This is a genomic window from Spirosoma endophyticum (assembly GCF_900112365.1).
Classification (GTDB): domain Bacteria; phylum Bacteroidota; class Bacteroidia; order Cytophagales; family Spirosomataceae; genus Spirosoma; species Spirosoma endophyticum.
In genome coordinates this window covers 584,325-606,842 of the sequence record NZ_FOLQ01000004.1, presented here as the reverse complement: position 1 = coordinate 606,842, position 22,518 = coordinate 584,325, and the positions used below count along the sequence as shown (strand labels likewise).

Below are 22,518 nucleotides of genomic sequence, written 5' to 3'. Positions count from 1 at the left end.
ATATTTCAGGAAATTAAATCAGTCAAAGAAATGGAAGCAGTTGTTGAGCAGCCCGCCCTGACGGATTATGAAATTGAGAGAGGTAAACCCATGCCCAGTTTTAATCACGGATTACTTGAAGCCAGAATTATATTTGAGGTGATGTATCATTATCGCGATACATTCGACATTGTTAGCGAGGTAACCCTTCAAAACCCCAATCCTCCAACGGTCCCTGATTTAAGTATTTTTCCCCTACAAGCTTCCAACTGGACGAAAGACGAAATTAAAGTTGCTCGTGTTCCTTTGACAGTAGTTGAGATCTTATCGCCCTCGCAATCCGTTACTGAATTGATTGAGAAATCATTAACTTATTTCTCTGCTGGTGTAAAATCATATTGGCTTGTACAACCGATGCTACGGGTCGTTTTTGTACTATTACCCGGTGATGAAGAATTAGTCTTTCACAACAACACCCTAACCGACCCAACCAACAATATTTCCATTGATTTGAAAAAGGTGTTTCGGTAGTTCTTTCGGCTGTACCTTTGCCCTGATGAATCGCAACCTGAGAGACGGCCTTAACTTTGCCTCCAAACTGACACCCAAACGCGTAGCTAATGCGCTGAAGGTGATTTACAGTTACTACGTTGCAAAACAGACCGGTCGCCCGGTGCAGCGAGGTTTACCGATGTCGGTGTCGTTCGAGCCGACTACTTCCTGCAATTTACGATGTCCTGAGTGCCCAAGTGGTTTGCGGTCGTTTACCCGCCCAACCGGAATGCTCGGCGAAGACCTCTACAAACGTACCATCGATGAGCTGCATGAAACGCTGCTTTACCTCATCTTCTATTTTCAGGGAGAGCCGTATCTGCATCCGCAATTTCTGGAACTGGTACGCTACGCTACCCAACGTAACATTTATACCGCTACCAGCACTAACGCTCATTACCTTACGGATGCCAACGCCCGTAAAACGGTTGAGTCAGGCTTAGACCGATTGATTATATCTATTGACGGCACCACGCAGGAAGTATATCAGCAGTATCGGGTAGGTGGGAAGCTTGAGAAAGTGCTCGAAGGCACGAAAAATATAATTCGCTGGAAAAAAGAATTAAAATCTAGGACGCCCCATGTCGTCTTTCAGTTTCTGGTTGTGAAACCCAATCAGCACCAGATTGAAGAAGTTAAAAAACTGGCCGATGAATTAGGTGTGGATGAAGTTGGCCTGAAAACCGCCCAGATTTATGATTACGAACACGGCTCTGACCTTATTCCGACGATCGATCAATACAGTCGCTATGCGGCACAGCCCGACGGAACGTATCATATCAAAAATGGTTTCGGCGATCATTGCTGGAAAATGTGGCATTCCTGCGTCATTACCTGGGATGGTCTTGTCGTACCCTGCTGCTTCGATAAAGATGCTCACCACCGGATGGGCGATCTTCAGACCCAATCTTTTGCTGATCTCTGGCAAGGCCCGGCCTATCACGATTTTCGCCAGACACTGCTACGTTCCCGCTCTGAAATAGAAATGTGCCAAAACTGCACGGAAGGGACAAAGGTTTGGGCCTGACCTTATTATAGAAAGAGTGAAAGAGCGAATGAGTGAGTAACTGGTGTACCCTTTATTTACCCTTTCGCTCTTTCACTCAATCGCTCTTTTATTTTTGTGGAACATTCCGTGGAACAGTGCTTGGATTCGTGGAAACTATGCGGCATCTTTGAACCTGCAACGCACAGACCCATGGGTAAAGTCATTGCTATCGCCAACCAAAAGGGGGGCGTCGGTAAAACTACAACAACTATCAATTTGGCCGCCAGCTTGGCCGCCCTCGAATTTCAAACGCTCATTGTTGATGCGGACCCTCAGGCGAATTCTACGTCGGGTCTGGGTTACAATCCAAAAGAAATCGAGAACAGCATTTACGAATGTATGGTCGAGGGGGTACGCCCACACGACGCCATTATTCAAACGGACTTTCCGAATCTGGATTTACTGCCGTCGCACATTGACCTTGTCGGCGCGGAAATCGAGATGATTAATCTCCAGAATCGGGAGGATAAGATGAAAAGTACACTCGACAGCATTCGCGATGAGTACGACTTTATCATCATCGACTGTTCGCCTTCGCTCGGGCTTATTACGATCAATAGCTTGACGGCTGCTGATTCTGTAATCATTCCGGTTCAGTGCGAATATTTTGCGCTTGAAGGATTAGGTAAGTTACTGAATACCATCAAGATCATTCAGTCGCGACTGAATACGCATCTAACCATCGAAGGAATTCTGCTGACGATGTATGACTTGCGCGTTCGGTTGTCAAATCAGGTGGTTGGTGAAGTAACGAGTCATTTCCAGCAGATGGTTTTCAGTACCATCATTCCGCGAAATATTCGATTGAGCGAATCACCCAGTTTTGGCGTGCCCGCTTTGGCGCAGGATGCCGACAGCAAAGGAGCCGTCAGTTACCTGAATCTGGCCCGCGAAATTCTGATTAAGAATGGCATGATGCCGCATGAAGTTTAAAATATGTATGATGTATTATGTATGATGTATGATTGCTGAAAGTAGTTATACATCATACTTCCTACATCCTATATCATACATCTTTACACATGGACAACGCAAACACCAAAGCACCGAATAAGAAGATGATAGGACTGGGCCGTGGCTTAGGTGCTTTGTTGCACGATAGCGAATCGGTTAGCCGCCAGTCAAAACCTTCGCCGTTTGAATCGATCAGTACGATGACTGAAATCAGTCTGTCGTTGATCGAGACAAACCCGTTCCAGCCCCGGACCCGTTTCGATGAAGAAGCGCTACAGGAACTGGCCGACTCAATCCGAACTCAGGGTATCATTCAGCCCATTACGGTTCGGCAACTGGGCAAGGAGCGTTATCAACTTATTGCGGGTGAACGGCGCTTGCAGGCGTCAAAAATTGCCGGATTTACGACCATTCCGGCTTATGTTCGCACGGCCAACGACCAGCAAATGCTGGAAATGGCGCTCATCGAGAACATTCAGCGTGAAAACCTAAACGCCATAGAAATTGCCCTAAGCTACCAGCGACTTATTACCGAGTGTAGCTTAAAGCAGGAAGAACTAGGCGAACGCGTTGGCAAAAATCGCACGACGGTTAATAACTACATCCGGTTATTGAAATTGCCGCCGATCATTCAGGCATCGTTACGGGATAATAAAATTTCGATGGGGCATGCCCGGGCGATCATCAATATTGAAAATCCTGATGTTCAAATTCGTCTGTTTACCAAAGCCGTAGACGAAGAATGGTCGGTTCGGAAGGTAGAGGAGGCCGTTCGGAATCTGTCTGACGAATCGCACGACTCGTCGTCAACCCGCCGTGTTACGTTGCCAAAGCAGGAAATGCGCAGTCTTCAGTTCAAACTATCGTCGATGTTTGGTACCCGTGTATCTATCAAGGCGGACGAGAAGCACAAGGGCGAAATTAAAATTCCGTTTACATCTCAGGAAGAGCTAACCAAAATTCTGGAGGTCCTGAACTCGCAGGCGTGATCGTGTTAAATTACCTTAAAAGGGTAACCGACTGGTCGGAACGAGGAAGCTTTGAGCGTTGTCTGTGTATGAAACGGTTTTCAACCTTACTGCTGGCTTTCTTATTATTCATATCAACGGCCTGGCCGCTTTTTGCCCAGAAACCAGCTATTGTTCCGGCGCCAACGCCGGTGGCTATTGATTCCACAAGGCAAGGCCAATCTGCCACCGACACGATTCCTCCAACTGTGCAGCGGAATGGAATCAAAGTGGGTACGTCTGTATTAACGGACGATGACGCCCCATCGCTGGATAACCCCGACACTGTTCAGGTAACTGCGAAACAGGAAGCTCAGATTCATAAAATCATTCCTCGTAAGGCAACTATTCGCTCATTAATGCTTCCCGGACTGGGGCAAGCTTACAATCGACAATACTATAAAATTCCGTTTATTTACGTCGGTTTCGGTGTAATGGGCTATCTATTTGTCAAATATCGTGGCCTGGCCAAAGAGGCTGGAATAGGTTATGAACGACTGCTTTATGGAGATAAAATCCTTGAAGGAATAAAAGTAACGTATCCGCCGGGGACATATCCTGCTGCCGTGGTAAATTCCGGTCCCTTTTTCGTACCAGCTAAATATTTACCAGTAACAGAAGTAGCCATTGGTATAAGTCCTTTTTCGGATAGCAAAAGTATATTTCGGACAACGGCAAACGCCAAAAATGCCTATGATACGTTCCGTCGTTATCGGGATTTAAACCTGTTACTGTCTGGTCTTTTGTGGGTAATCAATATCGTTGAAGCCAACGTAGCGGCTCATTTAAAAACCTTTGATTTAACCGATGACATTTCGATGCTCGTCGAACCTAATGTGCTACCGATGCCCGGAGTTGGTTTTGGCCCAGGTGTTCGAGTAGCATTTACGTTTAAATAAGGTTTACGGTTTATAGTAAGCTTGCGCATGAATAGTAATGAGCCAACCTACCATAAACCGCATACCGTAAACTATAAATTCAAGTGAATATTCTTCTTTTAGGCTATGGCAAAATGGGCAAGGCGATCGAGCAGATTTTACTCGAACGAGGTCACCAGATTGCAGGCCGCATCGACCGTGGGGACGGCCCCGGCCATAACCATGCTGAATTGGCGAACCTCAAATCCGATGATGTCGATGTGGTCATTGAGTTTAGTTCGCCCGAATCAGCCGTTGAAAATATTACGTACTGCATTAGCCGTGGCTGGCCAGTGGTTTGTGGGACAACGGGCTGGCTCAGCCATCGCACGGAGATTGAGGCTTTATGTGCTGAAAAGAAAGGTGCGTTTTTTTACGCATCTAATTACAGTATAGGTGTTAATCTGTTTTTTCGGCTAAACAAAGTATTGGCCCAATTCATGCGAAACTACCCATCCTATCATGTTTCCATGACCGAAATCCACCATACCGAAAAGAAAGACGCCCCCAGTGGTACCGCCATTACGCTAGCCGAAGGTGTGATGGAACACTTGCCAAACAAACGTCGCTGGGTAGGCAAAGGTACAGATACGTCTTTGATAGATTCGACCGATGCGGTTGAAATAGAATCACTACGGGAAGGAACGGTTCCGGGAACACATACTGTTCGCTATGACTCCGATGTCGATGAAATTGAGATCCGGCACGTAGCACACAGTCGCCAGGGTTTTGCGCTTGGGGCAGTCGTTGCCGCCGAGTGGCTTGTAGGCCGTGAAGGTGTATTTGGGATGGATGATCTGTTGGGTGAATGACTAATTATAAATTCTGCGGGATGATTGGTGAAACAATACCAGTACATCTTCGTAATTTCGTTATTAATTTAGACGTAGTTACCTCCTGTTAATCTGATACTTCGTTCGTAATTTATTGCCACGTGGGCGTTGAAGCGGCCGATGCCGTCTCGTCATAATTCATCATTATTGAGCATGTCTGAAGTTAAAACCAGGGCCGAAGTGAAACCGGCTAAACCTAGAAAATCGGCTACTCGTGAGTGGTTTGATTCCGTTTTATTTGCCGTTGTGGCCGCTACGCTTATCCGGTGGCTGTTTATGGAAGCCTTCACGATTCCAACGCCTTCTATGGAAAACAGCCTGATGGTCGGTGATTTTCTGTTCGTGAGTAAACTCCACTACGGTACCCGAACACCCCGAACGCCTTTGCAGGTGCCGCTAACGCACCAGAAAATATGGGGAACTGATATTCCTTCGTACAGCAAGGCAATTCAGCTACCATCATACCGGTTACCAGGCTTTACACACGTGAAAAACAGTGATGTGGTTGTGTTCAATGTGCCGCCCAGATACCTTAATGATAATATTGACTATCCTGTTGATTTGAAAACCAACTACATCAAGCGGTGTATTGGGATTCCGGGCGACGTACTGGAGGTCCGACAACGCGATGTGTATGTGAACGGTAAGTTGTTTCCTGCGCCACCCCGTTCGGAGCAGAAATATTTCATAAAAACGACGGAGGTACTGGATGCTACGTTCTTCCGCAAGTACGATATCGTGAACGATTACCGCGATCCAAGCCAGCCAACTGAAAACTGGAAGCCGCTGGAGCAATATAATGACTCGACCAAAGCATCGACAATGGTAGGCTATAGCATTACGACGACCAAAGATGTTATTGAGAAATTCAAAGGGTTCGATTTCGTAAAAGGTATTGAGCCGATGACGGATAAGCCAGGCGAAATGTCGTCCCAGATATATGGAACGCCAACGTTCAAGTGGAATCACGATAATTTTGGCCCTATTACGATTCCAAAGAAAGGGGCGACGATTCAGATCAATGAGCAGACAATTGCGCTCTACGGGCCAGTTATTGAAATGTATGAGGGAAATGAGAACGTAGTGGTTTCACCTACGAGTGTCAAAATTGGTGGTCAGCCTATTACATCCTATATCTTCAAGCAGGATTATTATTTCATGATGGGCGATAACCGGGATAACTCGCTCGATTCGCGCTTCTGGGGCTTTGTGCCCGAAGATCATATTGTTGGTAAGGCGGTTTTTGTCTGGATGTCACTCAACCCAAACCCCGCCAACATCTGGAACAAAATTCGCTGGAACCGCCTGTTCCGCACGATTGACTAAGTAGCGTGGTGCTTGGGGTTAGGAGCATGGAACTGGGATAAAACTTCCTTGCTCCACGCTCCTGGCCCCAAGCTTTTCACCACTCAATAGGAGCCAGTCCCTTGCTTTCTAAATACGCATTGGCCTGACTAAAATGCTTGTTGCCAAACCAGCCTCCATAATTAGCTGCCATTGGGGAAGGATGCTTCGATTTCAGAATCAGGTGGTTTTTGCCGTCAATAACAGCTCCTTTTTTCTGAGCGTAGGCGCCCCACAACAGAAATACTACGTTTTTTTTCTCGTCCGAGATTAGCTTAATAACGGCATCGGTGAAGGTCTCCCAGCCTTTCCCCTGATGAGATCCGGCTTGTCCAGCTCGAACCGTCAATGTCGAGTTCAGGAGCATAACCCCCTGACTGGCCCATCGTTCGAGATTTCCCGATTTAGGGATTGGCTTGCCCAAATCGTCCTGAATTTCCTTGAAGATATTGATCAAAGATGGCGGTTTGGGAATACCGTCCGCTACAGAAAAAGCCAATCCATTCGCCTGGCCCTCGCCATGATACGGGTCCTGCCCGAGGATGACAACACGTGTGTCATCAAAACTGCATTTATCAAAGGCGTTGAACATCAGGCGACCGGGTGGATAAACGCGCTGAGTACTGTATTCCTGTCGGAGAAACTCGGCTAACTCGCCGAAATAAGGTTTATCGAATTCAGGTTGCAGGTGAATTTTCCACGATTCGGCAATCGATACATTCATGTGTAGGGAACTGATAAAGTTGATTCGGCATTATACGCCTACAAACACCGGAATCCACTCCCTGAAAAATATTTTGAGAGTGGTTCTTGCGTAACAAAACTAATCAACTTAATTTTCGTTGTAAGGTTGCAAAACGACACTAAATTTATGGTTTCGTCAGTCTCAGAAGGTGTGAAAGTTAGCGTGAAGACGGAATATCAGGCTGATTATTCCAGTCCGCTCCAGGCGCATTACGTATTCACCTACCGCATAACCATCGAAAATACCAGCGACTATACGATTCAGTTGCTGAGACGTCATTGGCTAATTTTTGATTCTAACGGCACAGTTCGGGAGGTCGAAGGTGAAGGCGTAGTTGGTCTGCAACCCGTGCTGGAGCCGGGCGAAATCCATGAATACGTATCGGGCTGCAACTTGCGGTCAAGTATCGGAAAGATGGCGGGTACCTACCTTGTCGAACGTATCATCGACGGCAAGCAAGTTCGCGTAACCATTCCCGAGTTCACTATGGTTGTGCCGTATAAATTGAATTAATAAGCAAGTATAGTGAAGAATGCACCGCATGGGCGGCTCTGCGTTAGGGGAGCCTCAAGCATTCATTCGGAGCCGCTTGGGCGGTAATTTTGCATTAATCATTAGCCATCTTGATCGCTGCTTATCTTCGTTATTTGAGTCGTGCCCGCGACGAACATTCGCTTCATTCTCCCTTTCTTTTCTCATTATATACACAGATTATTCGAGCCAAAACAGGCTCAAAATCAGCGTTTTCTCCAATCAAGTCTTTACGGAAAGAGCTTCGTCGGAATCGTCAATCAATTACCATTGCTGACTTTGGAGCAGGTTCGAAAGTGAATTCCTCCCGCCAGCGTAGTATTGGCGACATTGCCCGTAACTCGCAGAAGCCAGCGCGTTTCGCCCGATTGCTCTTTCGGCTTATTCAGCGGTTCGAGGCAAAAACTATTGTTGATCTGGGTACATCGCTCGGTATAACGACGGCTTATCTGGCAGAAGCTACCAAGTCATATGGCGGCCATGTTACTACGTTTGAGGGTTGCCCACAGACGGCTACCATTGCTCAACAGAATTTCGAGCGGTTGGGTATTGGGAACGTAACGGCCGTCGTTGGGAATTTAGATGAAACACTGGCTTCACATATTTCCGCGCTTAACTCCATTGATTTTGTGTTTTTCGATGCGAACCATCGTTATGAGCCGACAGTACGGTATTTCGAAACCTGTCTGAGTGCTACCCATAACGATACGGTATTTGTTTTCGACGATATTCACTGGTCGGACGAGATGGAACAGGCCTGGGCGTATATTAAAGCACACGCGGCTGTTACGGTTACGGTCGACTTATTTTGGGTGGGGTTGGTTTTCTTCCGCAAAGAGCAACCGAAACAGGATTTCGTACTTCGGTTTTAACGGAAATTGCAGGAAATTACGTTATCTTTCGAGAGGCTTTTTGCTCCTAAAGTACGTATGAACGTCCTGACTTATACTCGATTAGGCTTACTAGTTAGTGTACCGGCGCTATTGCTGAATCTGGTTTCCTGTAAAGATGCGCCAACCCCAACGGGGGAATCTTCATTTGATCTGATTCAGCAAAAAATATTTACACCTTCCTGTGCTACGTCGGGTTGTCATGCGTCTGAGAAAGATGCTACGTTTGCGCAGCATGGGCTGGTTCTTGCCGCGGGGGTGGCTTACAAGAATCTGGTAGGTATTGATCCAAAAAACAGCGCGGCTCTGGCCGATGGTCTTAAACGCGTCAAGGCCTTTGCCTCGCTGGAGAGTTTGTTATACCACAAATTGAGTGTGGATGCCAGTCACCATAGTGGAAAACTGTACGGAAACCCGATGCCGCTGGGTAGTCAGCCATTGCCCAACGGCCAGATTGAATTCGTCCGGCGATGGATTGAGGCCGGTGCTCCGGCGACAGGTACTATTGCTGATGCTACGTTGTTAAGTGATAATACCGTCACGACTGTTACCTATGACCCCCTGGTGGCTCCTGCTGCGGGAACCGGCGTTCAGATGAATATTGCCCTGTTTGATATTCAGCCGAAATTTGAGCGAGAGTTGTTTACGCGTCAGATAGTGGGCAATACGCAACCCATTTACGTTAATCGCTACGAAATCAAAATGCGGAATGGCAGTCACCACTTTGTGGCCTATGATTTCCGGGATAAAACGATATTGCCCAGCCTGAATGATATCCGGGATTTGCGAAATAATGATAATTCTCTAAATCTGATCACCGCTATTTCGATGTCGAATCACGTCTATCTGGCGGGATCTCAGGCTCAGTATCAGGATTATACGTTCCCGGAAGGCGCGGCATTAGTATTGCCCGCCGGGGCGTCACTCGATCTAAACTCGCACTACGTCAATAACACCAACGCGGTGATGAAAGGAGAGGCCCAAATTAATTTATATACGGTCGACAAAGCGAAGGTGCAACGTATTGTTCAAACCCTTGACCTGAGTAATACGAGCTTGGCGCTGCCAGCTAATACGCGCGTGACTCAAACCAAGTCATTTACATTTGCCAAAGCGCGAAAAATTCTGGCGCTGACTTCCCATATGCATAAGCTGGGTGAGAAATTCGTGATCAAAATAAGGGGCGGCAGTCGGGATGGTGAAGTAATTTATACGTCCACCGACTGGGCACATCCTGATATTATTACGTTTAAAACACCTATCGAATTGCAAAAAGGCGAGGGGCTAACCTCCGAAATCACGTACAACAACACCACAACGAAAGCCGTCAGCTTCGGCCTGACCAGTGAAGATGAGATGGGAATCATCTTCGGCTATTACTTTGAAGAGTAAGTGAGTCAGAAGCAAATGATATAAAAAAAGCCACTCCAGGAGTGGCTTTTTTTATATCTATAAACCTGAAAGATTTACATTATTTGGCTATTTCAATATTGACGCGGTGTCCTTTGATCGTGTTACCTTCCATGGCATCAACGACCCGGTTAGCTACGTCTTTCGGTACGTCCACGTAGGTGAATTTATCGAAGATATCGATGCTGCCAATGCTGTTGCCAGGAATGTTGGCTTCACCGGCAATAGCCCCTACAATGTCGCCGGGACGAACGTAGTCTCTACGACCAACGCTAACCATTAGACGGGTCATGTTCGCTTCACGTTCACGGGGAACGCGTTTATCGTCACGGTCGAAATAAGGCTTGCGATCTGCACCTTCACCACGTCCATCCCGATCGTTGAAACGAGGACGTTCTGGTCCGGCACTCCGGTCGCGACCAAAACTTGGCCGGTCTCCGTCGGTACGGCGATCACTGAAGCGCGAAGCACCGCGTTCTCCGCTCCGTGGCGGACCGTCGTTACGGTCACGGTCACCAAATCGTGAACCAGAACCACCCCGGCGATCTTCGAAGCGACCAGCACCAGCGCCACGGTCTGCATACTTGTCGCGACCATTCCGGCGATCTTCTTCCAGATTAAGGTTTTGATCAGCAAATTCGTTTTTCTCCAGACCCATGCTTCGTTTTACCAAAGCGGCTACAATCTGCTCGGTTGAGAAACCGGTGTGGTGTAGTTGAGTCAGTAAATCGTCATACAGATTCAGGTCTTTGCTTTCCTGAATCGTTTGTTGCAATTGCTCAATGAATCGAGCCTTGCGAACACCAACGATGTCTTCGAAGGATGGAATAACGCCTTTCTCAACCTTTACTTTCGTATAGGTCTGGATTTCGCGGAAGCGATATTTTTCGTCACGACCAACGAACGAGAACGCCCGGCCTGATTTACCGGCGCGGCCTGTCCGGCCGATGCGGTGTACGTAATATTCTTCGTCAAGCGGAATGTCGAAGTTAATAACAGCATCAACATCGTCTACGTCGATACCGCGAGCCGCCACGTCGGTGGCTACCAGAATGTTGGTTGTACCCGAACGGAACTTGCTCATTACGTTATTCCGTTGCGCCTGGCGCAGATCACCGTGCAATCCTTCGGCCTGATAACCCCGGATTTGCAGGTCTTCAACGATCTCGTCTACTTTACGTTTCGTGTTACAGAACACCAGCAGCAGTTTCAGGTCATACATGTCGATTAACCGGCACATAACCTCAACTTTCGCTTTCGCTTTTACCTCGAAATAGACCTGCTCAATATTGACGTTCGTCAGTTCTTTCTTAACGACTTTCACTAAGACAGGATCTTTCTGGAATTTCTGGGTGATCTGCATGATCGGCTTCGACATCGTAGCCGAGAACAGGATCGTCTGCCGCTCTTCGGGCATCTCTTCCAGAATGCTTTCAATATCTTCGCGGAAGCCCATGTCCAGCATCTCATCAGCTTCGTCAAGAATCATCATCTTAACATTGCCAAGTTTGAGGGTATTGCGTTCCATGTGGTCCATAACACGACCCGGCGTACCAATTACGATGTGAACACCGCTTTTGAGTGACCGAATCTGCCGCTCGATGGAATCACCACCGTAAATAGCTTCGATGCGAACACCGCGTTTGTATTTAGCCAGTTTCTTGATTTCCTCAGCTACCTGTAGCGCTAGTTCGCGGGTTGGGCACAGAATAAGCACCTGCACCGAACGGTCCTGTACGTCAATCAGATCGAGGGCAGGAATACCGAAGGCAGCTGTTTTACCGGTGCCAGTCTGTGCCTGTCCGATCACGTCACGTCCTGCCAGGATTGGCGGAATCGCTTCGGCCTGGATGGGTGATGGACTAACAAAGCCCATATCCGTAACGGCTTGCAACACTTCATTCGAAATGTCTAAGCTGGAGAATAAAATCTGATTGGGGTCAACTTTAGGTTGTTCCGACGTAGTAGCTGGTGTCGCTTCTACTTTGGTTTGTTCTGCAACTGGAGTTGTAGTAAGCGGAGTGTCTTCTACTTCAATAACTTCGTCAACAGCTTTTTCAACATCAGCCTTGGCCACTGGGGCTTCAGGGTCATTGAAATCTATGGCGGCAATTTCCGATGGAGTCATGCCTTTGGTTGCAATTTCCATTGCAAGTTGATCGATGCTCAGTGCTTCTTCCTGAGCATCTGCTTTTGTTTTTTTCGTTTTCATTAACTTGGAATAATAAGGTATAAACCCTCCAAGCGAAGACGAGTTGTATGCCGGTGAACGGCGCGATACTGCGAGAATTGCCCAACGAACGAAGCTGCCCCAACGACCCAACAAGGACCACATATACCCCCGACCTATTTTAAAGGGGGAAAAGACAACGAACCGGTGTGCCGTTCCAGCGGCTTACCGGTGCGACCGATTGACGATTAGCCCACGCGCGCTTGCTCAAAACCCTGGACTGTCAGATCCATATGGGGAGCGTCTACACAGAAAACCCATCCTGTACATCCGTACCTTGGCTCTGTCAGACCTAACTCAGCGTGAAAAAAAGGAGAGAAACAGAGACGCGACGGATGTCGCTTGTAAAATCTGGTGCAAAACTAAGGATAATTTATCGAAAAAGCAAGTAAGGGCTTATTATTATTGTATTTATTTTAGAAAGGCCTTGCTACGAGACTGCATCAAGGGGTCCTTTGTTTATTACATTTTGACAATAGTTGTACCCAAATGAAAGGAATCAAATTTTACATCGTAGATGTCTTTGCCACGAATAAGTATGAAGGTAATCAGTTGGCTGTTTTTCTGGATTTAAGCAACCAACTTTCAGAGCAGCAGATGATGAATATGGCGAGGGAAATAAATTTTGCCGAGACAACATTCATTAAAGCCAATAAAGATAATGAGCGCTTTGCCGTACGGATATTTACACCCGAGCACGAAGTGCCATTTGCGGGTCATCCATCGCTTGGAACGAGCTATATTATTTCAAAATTTCTGCTGCCCGAGGTTCAGAAAAAGCTGCTACTGGAATTAGCACACAGCGATATTGAAATCTCGGTTTTAGAACCCGAGAATCTGGATGAAAGTGAAATCTTTATGCGGCAAACCCAACCGGAGTTTCGGGAATTCTTCTCGCACGAAGAGGTTGCGCAGGGACTGGGCTTGACATTAGACGATTTAGATCTTTCGTTGCCGATTCAGGAAATAAGCACAGGATTACCGTATATTATTATCCCGCTCAAAAGTCGGTCGGCCATTGATGCGATCAGTCTCGATTACGAATCTTTCAAAAATTTCCTGTTATTCAGAAACAAGTATAGAACTAATAGTAGCACCGGTCACTCGACATCCGTATTCTTTTTTACGAAAGAAACCTACGAAGCAACGTCCGATTATAACGCCAGAATGCTGTTGATTGAAAATAATAAAGTGTCTGAAGATGCGGCAACAGGCAGCGCCAATGGGTGTTTGTTAGCGTATCTATTAAAGTATTCGAACAACATTGTTAACGCCGTCGTGGAGCAGGGGTTTCAGATAAATCGGAAATCATATATTTATCTGAAAGGGGAACGTAGTGATGATACGTATGAGATTAATGTTGGCGGTTGGGTCAAGCTAATCTCAGAAGGAATCTGGTATAATTAGAAGAACGCTAAGTTGCCCAAAAGCAAAACTCCCCTGCTACGTTTCCGCGACAGGGGGAGTTTTGTTTGAATGCTAGTGAAACTACGATTGCGAAGTCGGCTGTGACGTCGGCGTTGCGTTTTCTTTAGTACCGTAGCGCTTGCGGAATTTGTCCACACGGCCAGCCGTATCGAGCAATACGTTCTTACCCGTATAGAATGGGTGCGACTGGGAGCTAACTTCAATTTTAACGAGCGGATAGGTTTTACCTTCGAACTCGATGCTGTCTTTGGTTTGAACCGTTGAGCGCGTCAGGAATTTATAATCGCTCGACAGGTCGTGGAATACCACTTCGCGGTAATCCGGATGAATGCCCTTTTTCATGATTAATCTCAGTTTCTTGTCATCTTCTCGGTTTCCGACCGAAAAGGACTGCAAAGGTAAGGTGTTTTGAGTGGATTGCAAACCTTTTTGTAGCTTCTTTCATGGCCTGATTAGTAGTCATATAAATCTGTGCCGTTGCCTAATAATGCGTTAATAAAGGCTTGTCCCTCTCACCCTTTATTCTTACTTTGCCAATCAAATACAATCCCTCTATAAAATGGTATAGGACGTATTCCGCCATCGTTAACCATCTATAAACGCTAATTTTTTATTTCTTAGACTATCTCTCCGATGGGCTATTGTTAAGTCGCTAAGACTGACACCTTAACAATTTCTTAACCTGCATGGTAGAGTTGCACGTTTCAAGGATTCACCAAAACACCCGAACCATCCGGGTTAATTTTCCGTCTATTTTAAGAAGATTCCAGCATTCCATTCCAAACCAGAAAAATAGCTTATTACTGACCTTACCAATAGAGTAAGGGCTGTATCCCCTGAAGACGCAGTAGTATGTGTTTGATTAATAGGCGTTTATAGGTCATTAGAGAGAATATATACTGAATCTGGAACATTAACTGAATTTATCATTTATTCATATATAATCACAAGCCCTAATATTTATGTATGTAATCAAACGTGATGGCCTCCGGGAGTCCGTCAAGTTCGACAAAATCACGGCTCGAATCGAGAAGCTGTGCTATGGCCTTGATCCAGCTTATGTGCAACCTGTGGAGGTCGCTGTAAAAGTCGTTAGTGGCCTGTATGATGGTGTCAAAACGACCGAACTCGACAATCTGGCGGCCGAAACGGCTGCATCGATGACGACCAAGCACCCAGATTATGCGATTCTGGCGGCTCGGATTGCTATTTCAAACCTGCACAAAGAGACGAACAAATCATTTTCGGGTACGATCAAAAAATTGTACCAGTATGAAGATCCGAAAACCGGAGAGAATGCCTCACTGATTGCTAAAGAGGTGTATGACGTAGTACGGCAACATGCAGCCCTGCTGGATTCTACGATCATTTACGATCGGGATTACGGCTATGATTACTTCGGCTACAAAACACTCGAAAAGTCGTATTTGCTGAAACTGGATGGTCGTATTGCCGAACGTCCGCAGCACATGCTGATGCGGGTGGCCGTCGGAATCCACATGGAAGATGTCGAAGCCGCTATTGAGACTTACAATTTGCTATCGGAAAAGTGGTTTACGCACGCGACACCAACGTTGTTCAACGCCGGAACGCCCAAGCCGCAGATGTCGAGCTGTTTCCTGCTGACGATGAAGGATGACTCCATTGACGGTATCTATGACACGCTGAAGCAAACCGCCAAGATTTCACAATCAGCGGGTGGTATTGGTTTGAGCATTCATAATGTTCGGGCAACGGGTACCTACATCAAAGGCACCAACGGTACGTCGAATGGGATTGTGCCGATGCTACGTGTGTTCAATGACACCGCTCGCTATGTTGATCAGGGTGGTGGAAAGCGCAAAGGCTCATTTGCTATCTATCTGGAGCCCTGGCACGCCGATATTTTCGATTTCCTGGATCTAAAAAAGAACTCAGGTAAAGAAGAAGGTCGTGCCCGTGATCTGTTCTATGCACTCTGGACGCCCGATCTGTTCATGAAGCGTGTGGAAGATGACGACGTCTGGTCGCTGTTCTGCCCGCACGAGTGCCCAGGTCTGGCCGATTGCTACGGTGATGAGTTCGAGGCTTTGTATACGCGTTACGAACGCGAAGGCCGTGCCCGTCGGACCATTAAAGCACAGGAGTTGTGGTTTAAAATTCTGGAATCGCAGACCGAAACCGGCACACCTTACATGTTGTATAAGGATGCCGCGAATAAGAAATCGAATCAGAAGAACCTCGGTACCATTAAGTCGTCGAACCTCTGCACCGAAATCATCGAGTACACAGCTCCCGACGAAATCGCGGTTTGTAACCTGGCCTCACTTGCCCTGCCGAAATTTATTACGCGAGGTAAGGATGGCATCATGCGGTTCGATCACCAGAAGTTGTATGAGGTGACTAAAACGGCCACTCGCAACCTCAACAAAATTATCGATGTTAACTATTACCCGGTTGAAGAAGCGCGTCGGAGCAACATGCGCCACCGGCCAATTGGTCTGGGTGTGCAGGGGCTGGCGGATGCTTTCATCATGCTACGTATGCCGTTCGAGTCGGACGAAGCGCGTCGCCTGAACGAGGATATTTTTGAGACGATTTATTTCGGTGCCATGACTTCTTCGATGGAGCAGGCCAAAGAATATGGTCCATACGAAACCTGGAAAGGCTCGCCGATTTCGGAAGGTCAGTTCCAGTTCGATATGTGGGGTGTAAAACCAAAATCAGGTCGCTGGGATTGGGAAACCCTGCGGAAGGACGTAGTGGAGCACGGCGTTCGGAACTCGCTGTTGCTGGCACCCATGCCAACGGCCTCGACGTCGCAGATTCTGGGCAACAACGAGTGTTTTGAACCGTACACAAGCAACATCTATACCCGTCGCGTATTGTCAGGCGAGTTCGTAGTGGTGAACAAGCACCTGCTCAAAGATCTCGTGAAGCTGGGTTTGTGGAACGATGCGATGAAGAATAACCTGATTCTGGCCAATGGCTCGGTGCAGGCGATTCCGAATATTCCGCAGAATATCAAAGACCTCTACAAGACGGTTTGGGAGATTAAACAGAAGCATATTATCGACATGGCCGCCGACCGGGGCGCGTACATTTGCCAGTCGCAGTCGCTGAACATTCACATTCAGGATTCGAATTTTGGTAAATTGACGTCCATGCACTTCTATGCCTGGAAAGCGGGTCTGAAAACGGGTATGTATTACCTCCGTACGAAGGCTGCTTCTGATGCAGTAAAGTTCACCGTTGTGCAACCACAAGCCGAGCCGCAACTGGAGCCCGTAATGGCCGAAGCTGTAACAACGGTCGAAAAACCACTCGACTACGTACAGTATGCGAAGGAGCACGCCCAGAACGTAGCACCACAGCCTGTACCGATGGTAACGGACCTCGAACAGCAATATGCCGCCATGACCTGCTCACTGGACGACCCGGAAGGTTGCGAGATGTGCGGTAGTTAGTAGGAATATTATTAATCAATATATTTTAGAGGGGAGCAATTAAGCAAATTGCTCCCCTTTCTATTACTACTTTGAAGAAATGAATTACTTAGACCAATTTCAGCAATTATCAGAACAGAGAAAACGGATTGATGATCTCGTTACTAACCTGAACTTGGATTACATAAATAAAATCAAAGGCCGATTTGTCAACGAAAAAGATCCATACATGCAAGCTGAAGTTAGTTTTTCGTTTAGAATGAGAGCTTTAGGCTTTCATCTAGGTGCAATGTTAACATATCTTGAATCCATCCCTCAGCGTCTGCAGGATTTGCATTATGAATCGAGAAAAGCAGGACTAAGCCCTATGAGCTTATATATTGGTGAGGAATTTGCTATTGATGTATTGCACCTTTTTAAAAGCGTACTTTTTAATTTGGTCTCGTTTATTGATTATACTGGTACTCTAGTCTGCTGTTGTTTTGAACAGCAAAATATACAGAAATGGGATGGCCTTAAAAGCGCTTGTGATAGTAAAGAAAACCTACTTAGCCGACTAAAATTGAGCAGTTCAGTAAAGTTATTCGAAAAGGAACTTGTTAACCGGATATACAAATTAAGATCTGTAGTTATTCATAACAGAAATATTTGGGTTAACATAAATACGAAGTGGGATCTTATGAATAGTAAATATGAGGTAACAATACTGGCCCCACAAGCAGAGGTAAAGAAGTTTTCGGAACTTAGCATTTAGAAAGCCAGCCTTTGATGGATTTTACGTTCTGGCTATTGAAACGAACTTTTGAGGGTGTTGAGCAGATATTGAATGATCTGCTAAGTGATATAGAAACAAATAGAAAGATCCCCGTCGGCAAGGAGATTTTTTTACAAGGTGAATAAAATGTTCTTATCACTAGTGAATCAACAAAAAAGCTATGTGTAGCTTCGTTGTATTTCTGCTCTTTCCTAGCTTCTTGTATCTTTGATAAGAACTGATTATTATCATGAGAGCTTTTAATTATCGAGTCCTGCTAACACCCGAGCCAGAAGGCGGTTTTACGGTCACAGTTCCTACATTGCCTGGCTGTATTACCTACGGCGAAACGGTTGATGAATGCATCGCCAATGCTAAAGAAGCTATTGAACTCTATATTGAGAGCTTAGAGGCTGACGGTGAGAATGTGCCCACTGAAGAAGGCGTTTTGGAGTATAATGTTACGTTGGTAGCATGAGTAAAACGCCATCGTTTACCGCAAAAGAACTGGTTCGTTTACTAATTGAGCGTGGTTTTGAATTTGATCGACAGAAAGGGAGTCACGCTATCTATAAACTACCGGATGGTACTAAGCGCGTTATTGTCCCAATGCATAACCGTGACATTCCTAGAGGAACATTTCATTCTATTTTGAAGCAGGCGGGTATTGATAAAGAGGACTTACAAAGCTAATAAGCAATTATGAAATTTCGCGCGAACCACACTCTTTATAGAGGAAGGCTTTGGTCCCCAATAATCACTTTAACAACTCCGCCAAATAGCTCTTCACCAATTTAATGCGTACCTGATAGAGGTGGTCGTCGGCGGAAAGCAGGCGAGTTCGTCGGAGGTTGGGTAAACGTAACGTTTCGGTGGCGTAACGTAGCATCAGTGCATCAACCTGGGCTAATCCCTTCGCCAGATCGAAGTTGAGGGATGAATTAATACTCACTACCTTTTTTGCTGCTGCCTGTCCTTCTTCCAAGGGAATACGCTGGTAATCGACGGCTAACGTATTGACAAACAAATCTTCGTCTCCGTAGATTACCCGGCCGTTCACGATGGTACAACGAACGGCACTATCGTACTGAGTCTGTAAAGCGGTTAATGCAGACTGGTCTGGAGACTGCTTGCGTAAAATGAAAAAATCGGCGTTGTAGCCTGTTTGAATAGCACCAGCCTTTATCTGTCCCAGTGCAGCGGCTGGGTTTTGGGTAATCATCGCCAGCAACTGCGCACTGCTGACGTCGAGAGAGACAGCATCGCAAAAATACCGGGCAAATTTCAATTCATCCCAAACGTGCTTGCTGCCGCTGGGTGCCCAGTCGGAACCCAAGCAGACATTGATGCCGTGGTCGAGCAGTGCTTTTACGGGAATCGTGTCACGGTACAAGATCAGATTAGACACCGGTGACCAAACGATGCTGATGTGATTGTCGCGTAAGAAATCGAGGGTATCGGGGTCTGAATAATCCAAACCACAGGCATGCGTTAACGTTAGGTGCGCTGTTTTGAGTGCTTCTGGATTGGGGAGTTGCGAAAGCGCCTTGCGAAATTCGGTAAACTCCCGCCGACTAAATCCGTCCGGTTTCCCTCGTTGAAGATAACCCGCTCGTCCTTCGGCCAGGTGAGCGATCGACGCGTAGTAACGACTGTTGCCTTCCTGAAGGGACGTCAGAAAATCCGTAAAACTGGGGTGGCGCATCATGGGCCAGGCAGACGTATCGTCACGGGCGTGGATTGGGCTACCAGGCGCGTCGAAATCCGGTCCGGGTCTGACAAAATCTACGACCGAAAAAACCTTTTTAGTGAATGGCAGCCCCAATTCAGCCGGGTCACCGGTGTTGCGTACGATAAAGCTGGGCAGACTTGCATTATTCTCTAGTTTGATCGTCTGCTGAACGAGCGTTGTGCCGCCTGCAACGGCCTGTAATTCCGTGATGACGCCATGCAGTTTCTGCACTTCGCTAACGGCGATTGCAATCGAAGTAGCCGTTAAATGGTCATCTTTCTCCGTTATGTAGGATTGAACGATCGGCTTGGTGAATCCCAGATAGTCCTGTATCCACTTGCTTTCAATGTATTCTTTGAAGTTTTTTATCTCCTGCGTGTATTGATCGTTATTACGCCATTGATACCGATTGCTCCAGACGGCCGGACTTTGCCAGAGCGGGAAAATGTTGTATTCCGAATGGACGTGTAAATTGATCAACCCCGGAAATACGACTTCATTATCCGCCAGCTCCAGCAGAATCAGGTCAGGGAGCGAAAGAGGCACTTTGCCGTTGTGAACGTTCGTGATTTTGCCGTTTTGGACCAGAATCGTTTTGACAGATTCGCGCCCCTGAGCATCCACTACGTTACCCATTATGCATAGGGGACGGCCGGAAGATGAGAACATAGCGATTGATGAAGTAGTACGTCCGTAAAAATAGCGAGATAATTGAGCGACAGTAAAGTTGCTGCCCAGTCATTGGTGAAATGTCCGATCAGTTTCGCCTGAATCCCCCTTTTGTACCCTATTAATATTCTTTAATCTTCAGGTTATGGCCAAACACGATTGCCGGATAGGTGGTTAAATGCACGTATTCGTTCCGTTTCAAACGTGCCACGACAGCTATTGTCGGCGGGTTGGAACGGAGCTTAATTTACCTATTAGTATGGCAAAGACAGGAGCCGACCTACTGGTCGAACGGTTGTTGGAATGGGGTGTCGATACCGTATTTAGCCTGCCCGGCGATGGCATTAACGGCATTTATGAATCACTGCGGAATCGGCAGGATCAGATTAAACTTATCCAGGTACGGCATGAAGAAGCAGCAGCTTTCATGGCATGCGGTTATGCCAAATTCACGGGAAAACTAGGGGTCTGTATTGCTACGTCCGGTTGTGGAGGTATACATCTGCTCAACGGGTTATACGATGCGAAATACGATGCTCAGCCCGTATTGGCCATTACGGGCCATACTGCCCATGACATTAGTGGTACGTTCTATCAGCAGGATGTTGATCTCGTAAAAGTGTTTGCTGATGTGGCCGTTTATAATGAGCGGGTCATGGGGCCAGATCACGTCGTCAACGTAGTGGATCAGGCCATTCGAACGGCACTGGGCCAGCGTACGGTAACGCATATTTCGTTTCCAAAAGATTTCCAGGATTGGACAACAAGCGATGATAAGCGGTCGGAAGTCAACGAGCCTGATCATAGCAGTGCGACGATGGTCAGTCAATACGTATCACCTGATCCAAGACAATTACAACGGGCCGCCGACCTCATCAATGCGGGGGAGAAGGTAGTTATTTTTGCCGGTCGGGGCTGTCTGGGCGCTCGGGAAGAAGTACTGGCCCTATCCGAGGCCGTCGGTGGCCCGATTATCAAAGCATTGCTGGGCAAAGGCGTTGTACCCGACAATGATCCACATACGACGGGCGGTCTCGGGTTGCTGGGTACCGCTCCTTCGCAGGATGCCATGCAGGAATGTGATACGTTGATCATGATTGGCTCGCGGTTTCCGTACCTTGAGTATTTTCCCAAACCAGGTCAGGCACGTACCGTTCAGATTGATCTCGATCCATCGCACATTGGGTTACGAACACCCGTTGAAGTGGGCTTGATGGGCGACAGCCAGGCTGTCCTACAGGCCCTATTACCTTTGCTCCACCGAAAAGCCGACCGTGGTTTTCTGGAAAAAGCCCAGCAGCGCATGACTCATTGGAATGAGTTGATGACCGAACGAGGTACTCAGGAAGCTATTCCCATGAAACCGCAGGTCATTCCGCATACGCTTAGTCCGCTTCTAAACGACGATGCCATCGTCACCTGCGATTGTGGCAACAATACAACCTGGGCTGCCCGGCATATTCAATTGCGGGGCAATATGCAGTTCTCTACGTCGGGCTTACTGGCAACAATGGCGTCTGGATTGCCGTATGCCATTGCGGCTTCAGTGGCTCATCCCGGTCGTCAGGTGGTGGCGCTGGTGGGTGATGGCGGCTTTACGATGCTCATGGGCGAGATGGCCACGGCAGTGAAATACAAACTACCCATCAAGGTCTTTATCTTTCACAATAATTCGTACGGACAGATCAAGTGGGAACAGATCGTGATGGAAGGAAATCCCGAATTTGCGGTCGATTTACAACCCATCGATTTTGCCGCCTATGCCCACGCGTGTGGGGCGAAGGGATTTACCATGGATGATCCCAAAAATGCAGAAGCCGTGATACGTCAGGCGTTGGAGCACGATGGTCCTGTTCTGGTCGATGCGATTGTCGACCAGAACGAGCCACCGATGCCGGGGAAAATTACGACCGATCAGGCCATCGAATTCGCGAAAGCGCTGGTGCGCGGAGAACGCGATCGTAGCGAAATCATCAAAAATGTAATCAGCAACCAGTTTCACGAAGCCGTCGCCACCAAAGGCCGTAGCCTGCTGGGTATTTTGCCGGGATTGTAAGATAATAGAGCCAG

20 protein-coding genes are annotated in these 22,518 nt (G+C 47.2%); 16 read left to right on the top strand and 4 right to left on the bottom strand.

The features are described 5' to 3' along the window. The first annotated feature begins 30 nt into the window (after positions 1-30). The 7 genes from BM202_RS14500 (at position 31) to lepB (ending at position 6,616) form a co-directional block, all read left to right on the top strand. Positions 31-510, top strand: coding sequence for a Uma2 family endonuclease (locus tag BM202_RS14500; RefSeq protein WP_093827211.1), 480 nt, complete (start codon positions 31-33; stop codon positions 508-510). 25 nt (positions 511-535) lie between these two features. Beyond that, entirely contained in the window at positions 536-1,558 is a 1,023-nt protein-coding gene (locus BM202_RS14495) for an SPASM domain-containing protein (RefSeq protein WP_093827209.1), read from the top strand. Between the two features lie 171 nt (positions 1,559-1,729). Next, positions 1,730-2,512, top strand: coding sequence for a ParA family protein (locus BM202_RS14490; RefSeq protein WP_093827207.1), 783 nt, complete (start codon positions 1,730-1,732; stop codon positions 2,510-2,512). 89 nt (positions 2,513-2,601) lie between these two features. After that, the gene (locus BM202_RS14485) at positions 2,602-3,522 is read left to right on the top strand and encodes a ParB/RepB/Spo0J family partition protein (RefSeq protein WP_093827205.1); all 921 of its coding nucleotides are present in this window, start codon (positions 2,602-2,604) and stop codon (positions 3,520-3,522) included. Between the two features lie 68 nt (positions 3,523-3,590). Further along, on the top strand, positions 3,591-4,439 hold the full coding sequence (locus tag BM202_RS14480) for a DUF5683 domain-containing protein (protein WP_093827203.1): 849 nt from the start codon (positions 3,591-3,593) through the stop codon (positions 4,437-4,439). An 83-nt stretch (positions 4,440-4,522) separates the two neighbouring features. Beyond that, positions 4,523-5,269 (top strand): 4-hydroxy-tetrahydrodipicolinate reductase, encoded by a 747-nt coding sequence (gene dapB, locus BM202_RS14475; protein WP_093827201.1) that lies wholly within the window; start codon positions 4,523-4,525, stop codon positions 5,267-5,269. A 174-nt stretch (positions 5,270-5,443) separates the two neighbouring features. Continuing rightward, positions 5,444-6,616, top strand: a complete 1,173-nt coding sequence (gene lepB / locus BM202_RS14470; RefSeq protein ID WP_093827199.1) for a signal peptidase I — start codon at positions 5,444-5,446, stop codon at positions 6,614-6,616. A 76-nt stretch (positions 6,617-6,692) separates the two neighbouring features. On the opposite strand, the gene ung is transcribed toward lepB, so the two are convergent. Further along, positions 6,693-7,358 carry a uracil-DNA glycosylase gene (gene ung / locus BM202_RS14465; protein WP_093827197.1) on the bottom strand — a complete coding sequence of 222 codons (666 nt, stop codon included), beginning with the start codon at positions 7,356-7,358 and terminating at the stop codon, positions 6,693-6,695. A gap of 147 nt (positions 7,359-7,505) precedes the next feature. Between ung and apaG the strand changes: the two genes are divergently transcribed. The 3 genes from apaG (at position 7,506) to BM202_RS14450 (ending at position 10,192) form a co-directional block, all read left to right on the top strand. After that, positions 7,506-7,892, top strand: coding sequence for a Co2+/Mg2+ efflux protein ApaG (apaG, locus tag BM202_RS14460; RefSeq protein ID WP_093827195.1), 387 nt, complete (start codon positions 7,506-7,508; stop codon positions 7,890-7,892). 110 nt (positions 7,893-8,002) lie between these two features. After that, a complete protein-coding gene (locus BM202_RS14455; protein ID WP_093827193.1) occupies positions 8,003-8,782 on the top strand; it encodes an O-methyltransferase in 780 nt (259 codons plus the stop codon). Positions 8,783-8,839: 57 nt separating this feature from the next. Then, positions 8,840-10,192: a monooxygenase gene (locus BM202_RS14450; protein ID WP_093827191.1), complete on the top strand. Its 1,353-nt coding sequence runs from the start codon at positions 8,840-8,842 to the stop codon at positions 10,190-10,192. Between the two features lie 79 nt (positions 10,193-10,271). On the opposite strand, the gene BM202_RS14445 is transcribed toward BM202_RS14450, so the two are convergent. Continuing rightward, positions 10,272-12,422, bottom strand: a complete 2,151-nt coding sequence (locus BM202_RS14445; protein ID WP_093827189.1) for a DEAD/DEAH box helicase — start codon at positions 12,420-12,422, stop codon at positions 10,272-10,274. A 507-nt stretch (positions 12,423-12,929) separates the two neighbouring features. On the opposite strand from BM202_RS14445, the gene BM202_RS14435 reads away from it, so the two are divergent. Beyond that, positions 12,930-13,847, top strand: coding sequence for a PhzF family phenazine biosynthesis protein (locus BM202_RS14435; RefSeq protein ID WP_093827184.1), 918 nt, complete (start codon positions 12,930-12,932; stop codon positions 13,845-13,847). An 81-nt stretch (positions 13,848-13,928) separates the two neighbouring features. On the opposite strand, the gene BM202_RS14430 is transcribed toward BM202_RS14435, so the two are convergent. Continuing rightward, the gene (locus tag BM202_RS14430) at positions 13,929-14,210 is read right to left on the bottom strand and encodes a type B 50S ribosomal protein L31 (protein WP_093827183.1); all 282 of its coding nucleotides are present in this window, start codon (positions 14,208-14,210) and stop codon (positions 13,929-13,931) included. A 620-nt stretch (positions 14,211-14,830) separates the two neighbouring features. Between BM202_RS14430 and BM202_RS14425 the strand changes: the two genes are divergently transcribed. The 4 genes from BM202_RS14425 to BM202_RS14410 all read left to right on the top strand — a co-directional run bounded on the left by BM202_RS14425 (position 14,831) and on the right by BM202_RS14410 (position 18,740). Continuing rightward, complete coding sequence (locus BM202_RS14425; RefSeq protein ID WP_093827181.1) at positions 14,831-17,314, top strand: ribonucleoside-diphosphate reductase subunit alpha; 2,484 nt, start codon at positions 14,831-14,833, stop codon at positions 17,312-17,314. Between the two features lie 79 nt (positions 17,315-17,393). Then, entirely contained in the window at positions 17,394-18,047 is a 654-nt protein-coding gene (locus tag BM202_RS14420; protein WP_093827179.1) for a hypothetical protein, read from the top strand. Positions 18,048-18,297: 250 nt separating this feature from the next. Continuing rightward, complete coding sequence (locus BM202_RS14415) at positions 18,298-18,525, top strand: type II toxin-antitoxin system HicB family antitoxin (RefSeq protein WP_177236583.1); 228 nt, start codon at positions 18,298-18,300, stop codon at positions 18,523-18,525. Further along, positions 18,522-18,740, top strand: coding sequence for a type II toxin-antitoxin system HicA family toxin (locus BM202_RS14410; protein ID WP_093827175.1), 219 nt, complete (start codon positions 18,522-18,524; stop codon positions 18,738-18,740). Before BM202_RS14415 ends, BM202_RS14410 begins: the two co-directional genes overlap by 4 nt. A 64-nt stretch (positions 18,741-18,804) precedes the next feature. Here the strand turns inward: BM202_RS14410 and BM202_RS14405 are convergent, their stop codons facing one another. Continuing rightward, positions 18,805-20,448, bottom strand: a complete 1,644-nt coding sequence (locus tag BM202_RS14405) for an amidohydrolase family protein (protein ID WP_093827173.1) — start codon at positions 20,446-20,448, stop codon at positions 18,805-18,807. A gap of 259 nt (positions 20,449-20,707) precedes the next feature. Here BM202_RS14405 and BM202_RS14400 point away from each other — a divergent pair, with 259 nt between their 5' ends. Continuing rightward, entirely contained in the window at positions 20,708-22,504 is a 1,797-nt protein-coding gene (locus BM202_RS14400) for a thiamine pyrophosphate-dependent enzyme (RefSeq protein WP_093827171.1), read from the top strand. The last annotated feature ends 14 nt before the right edge of the window (positions 22,505-22,518 follow it).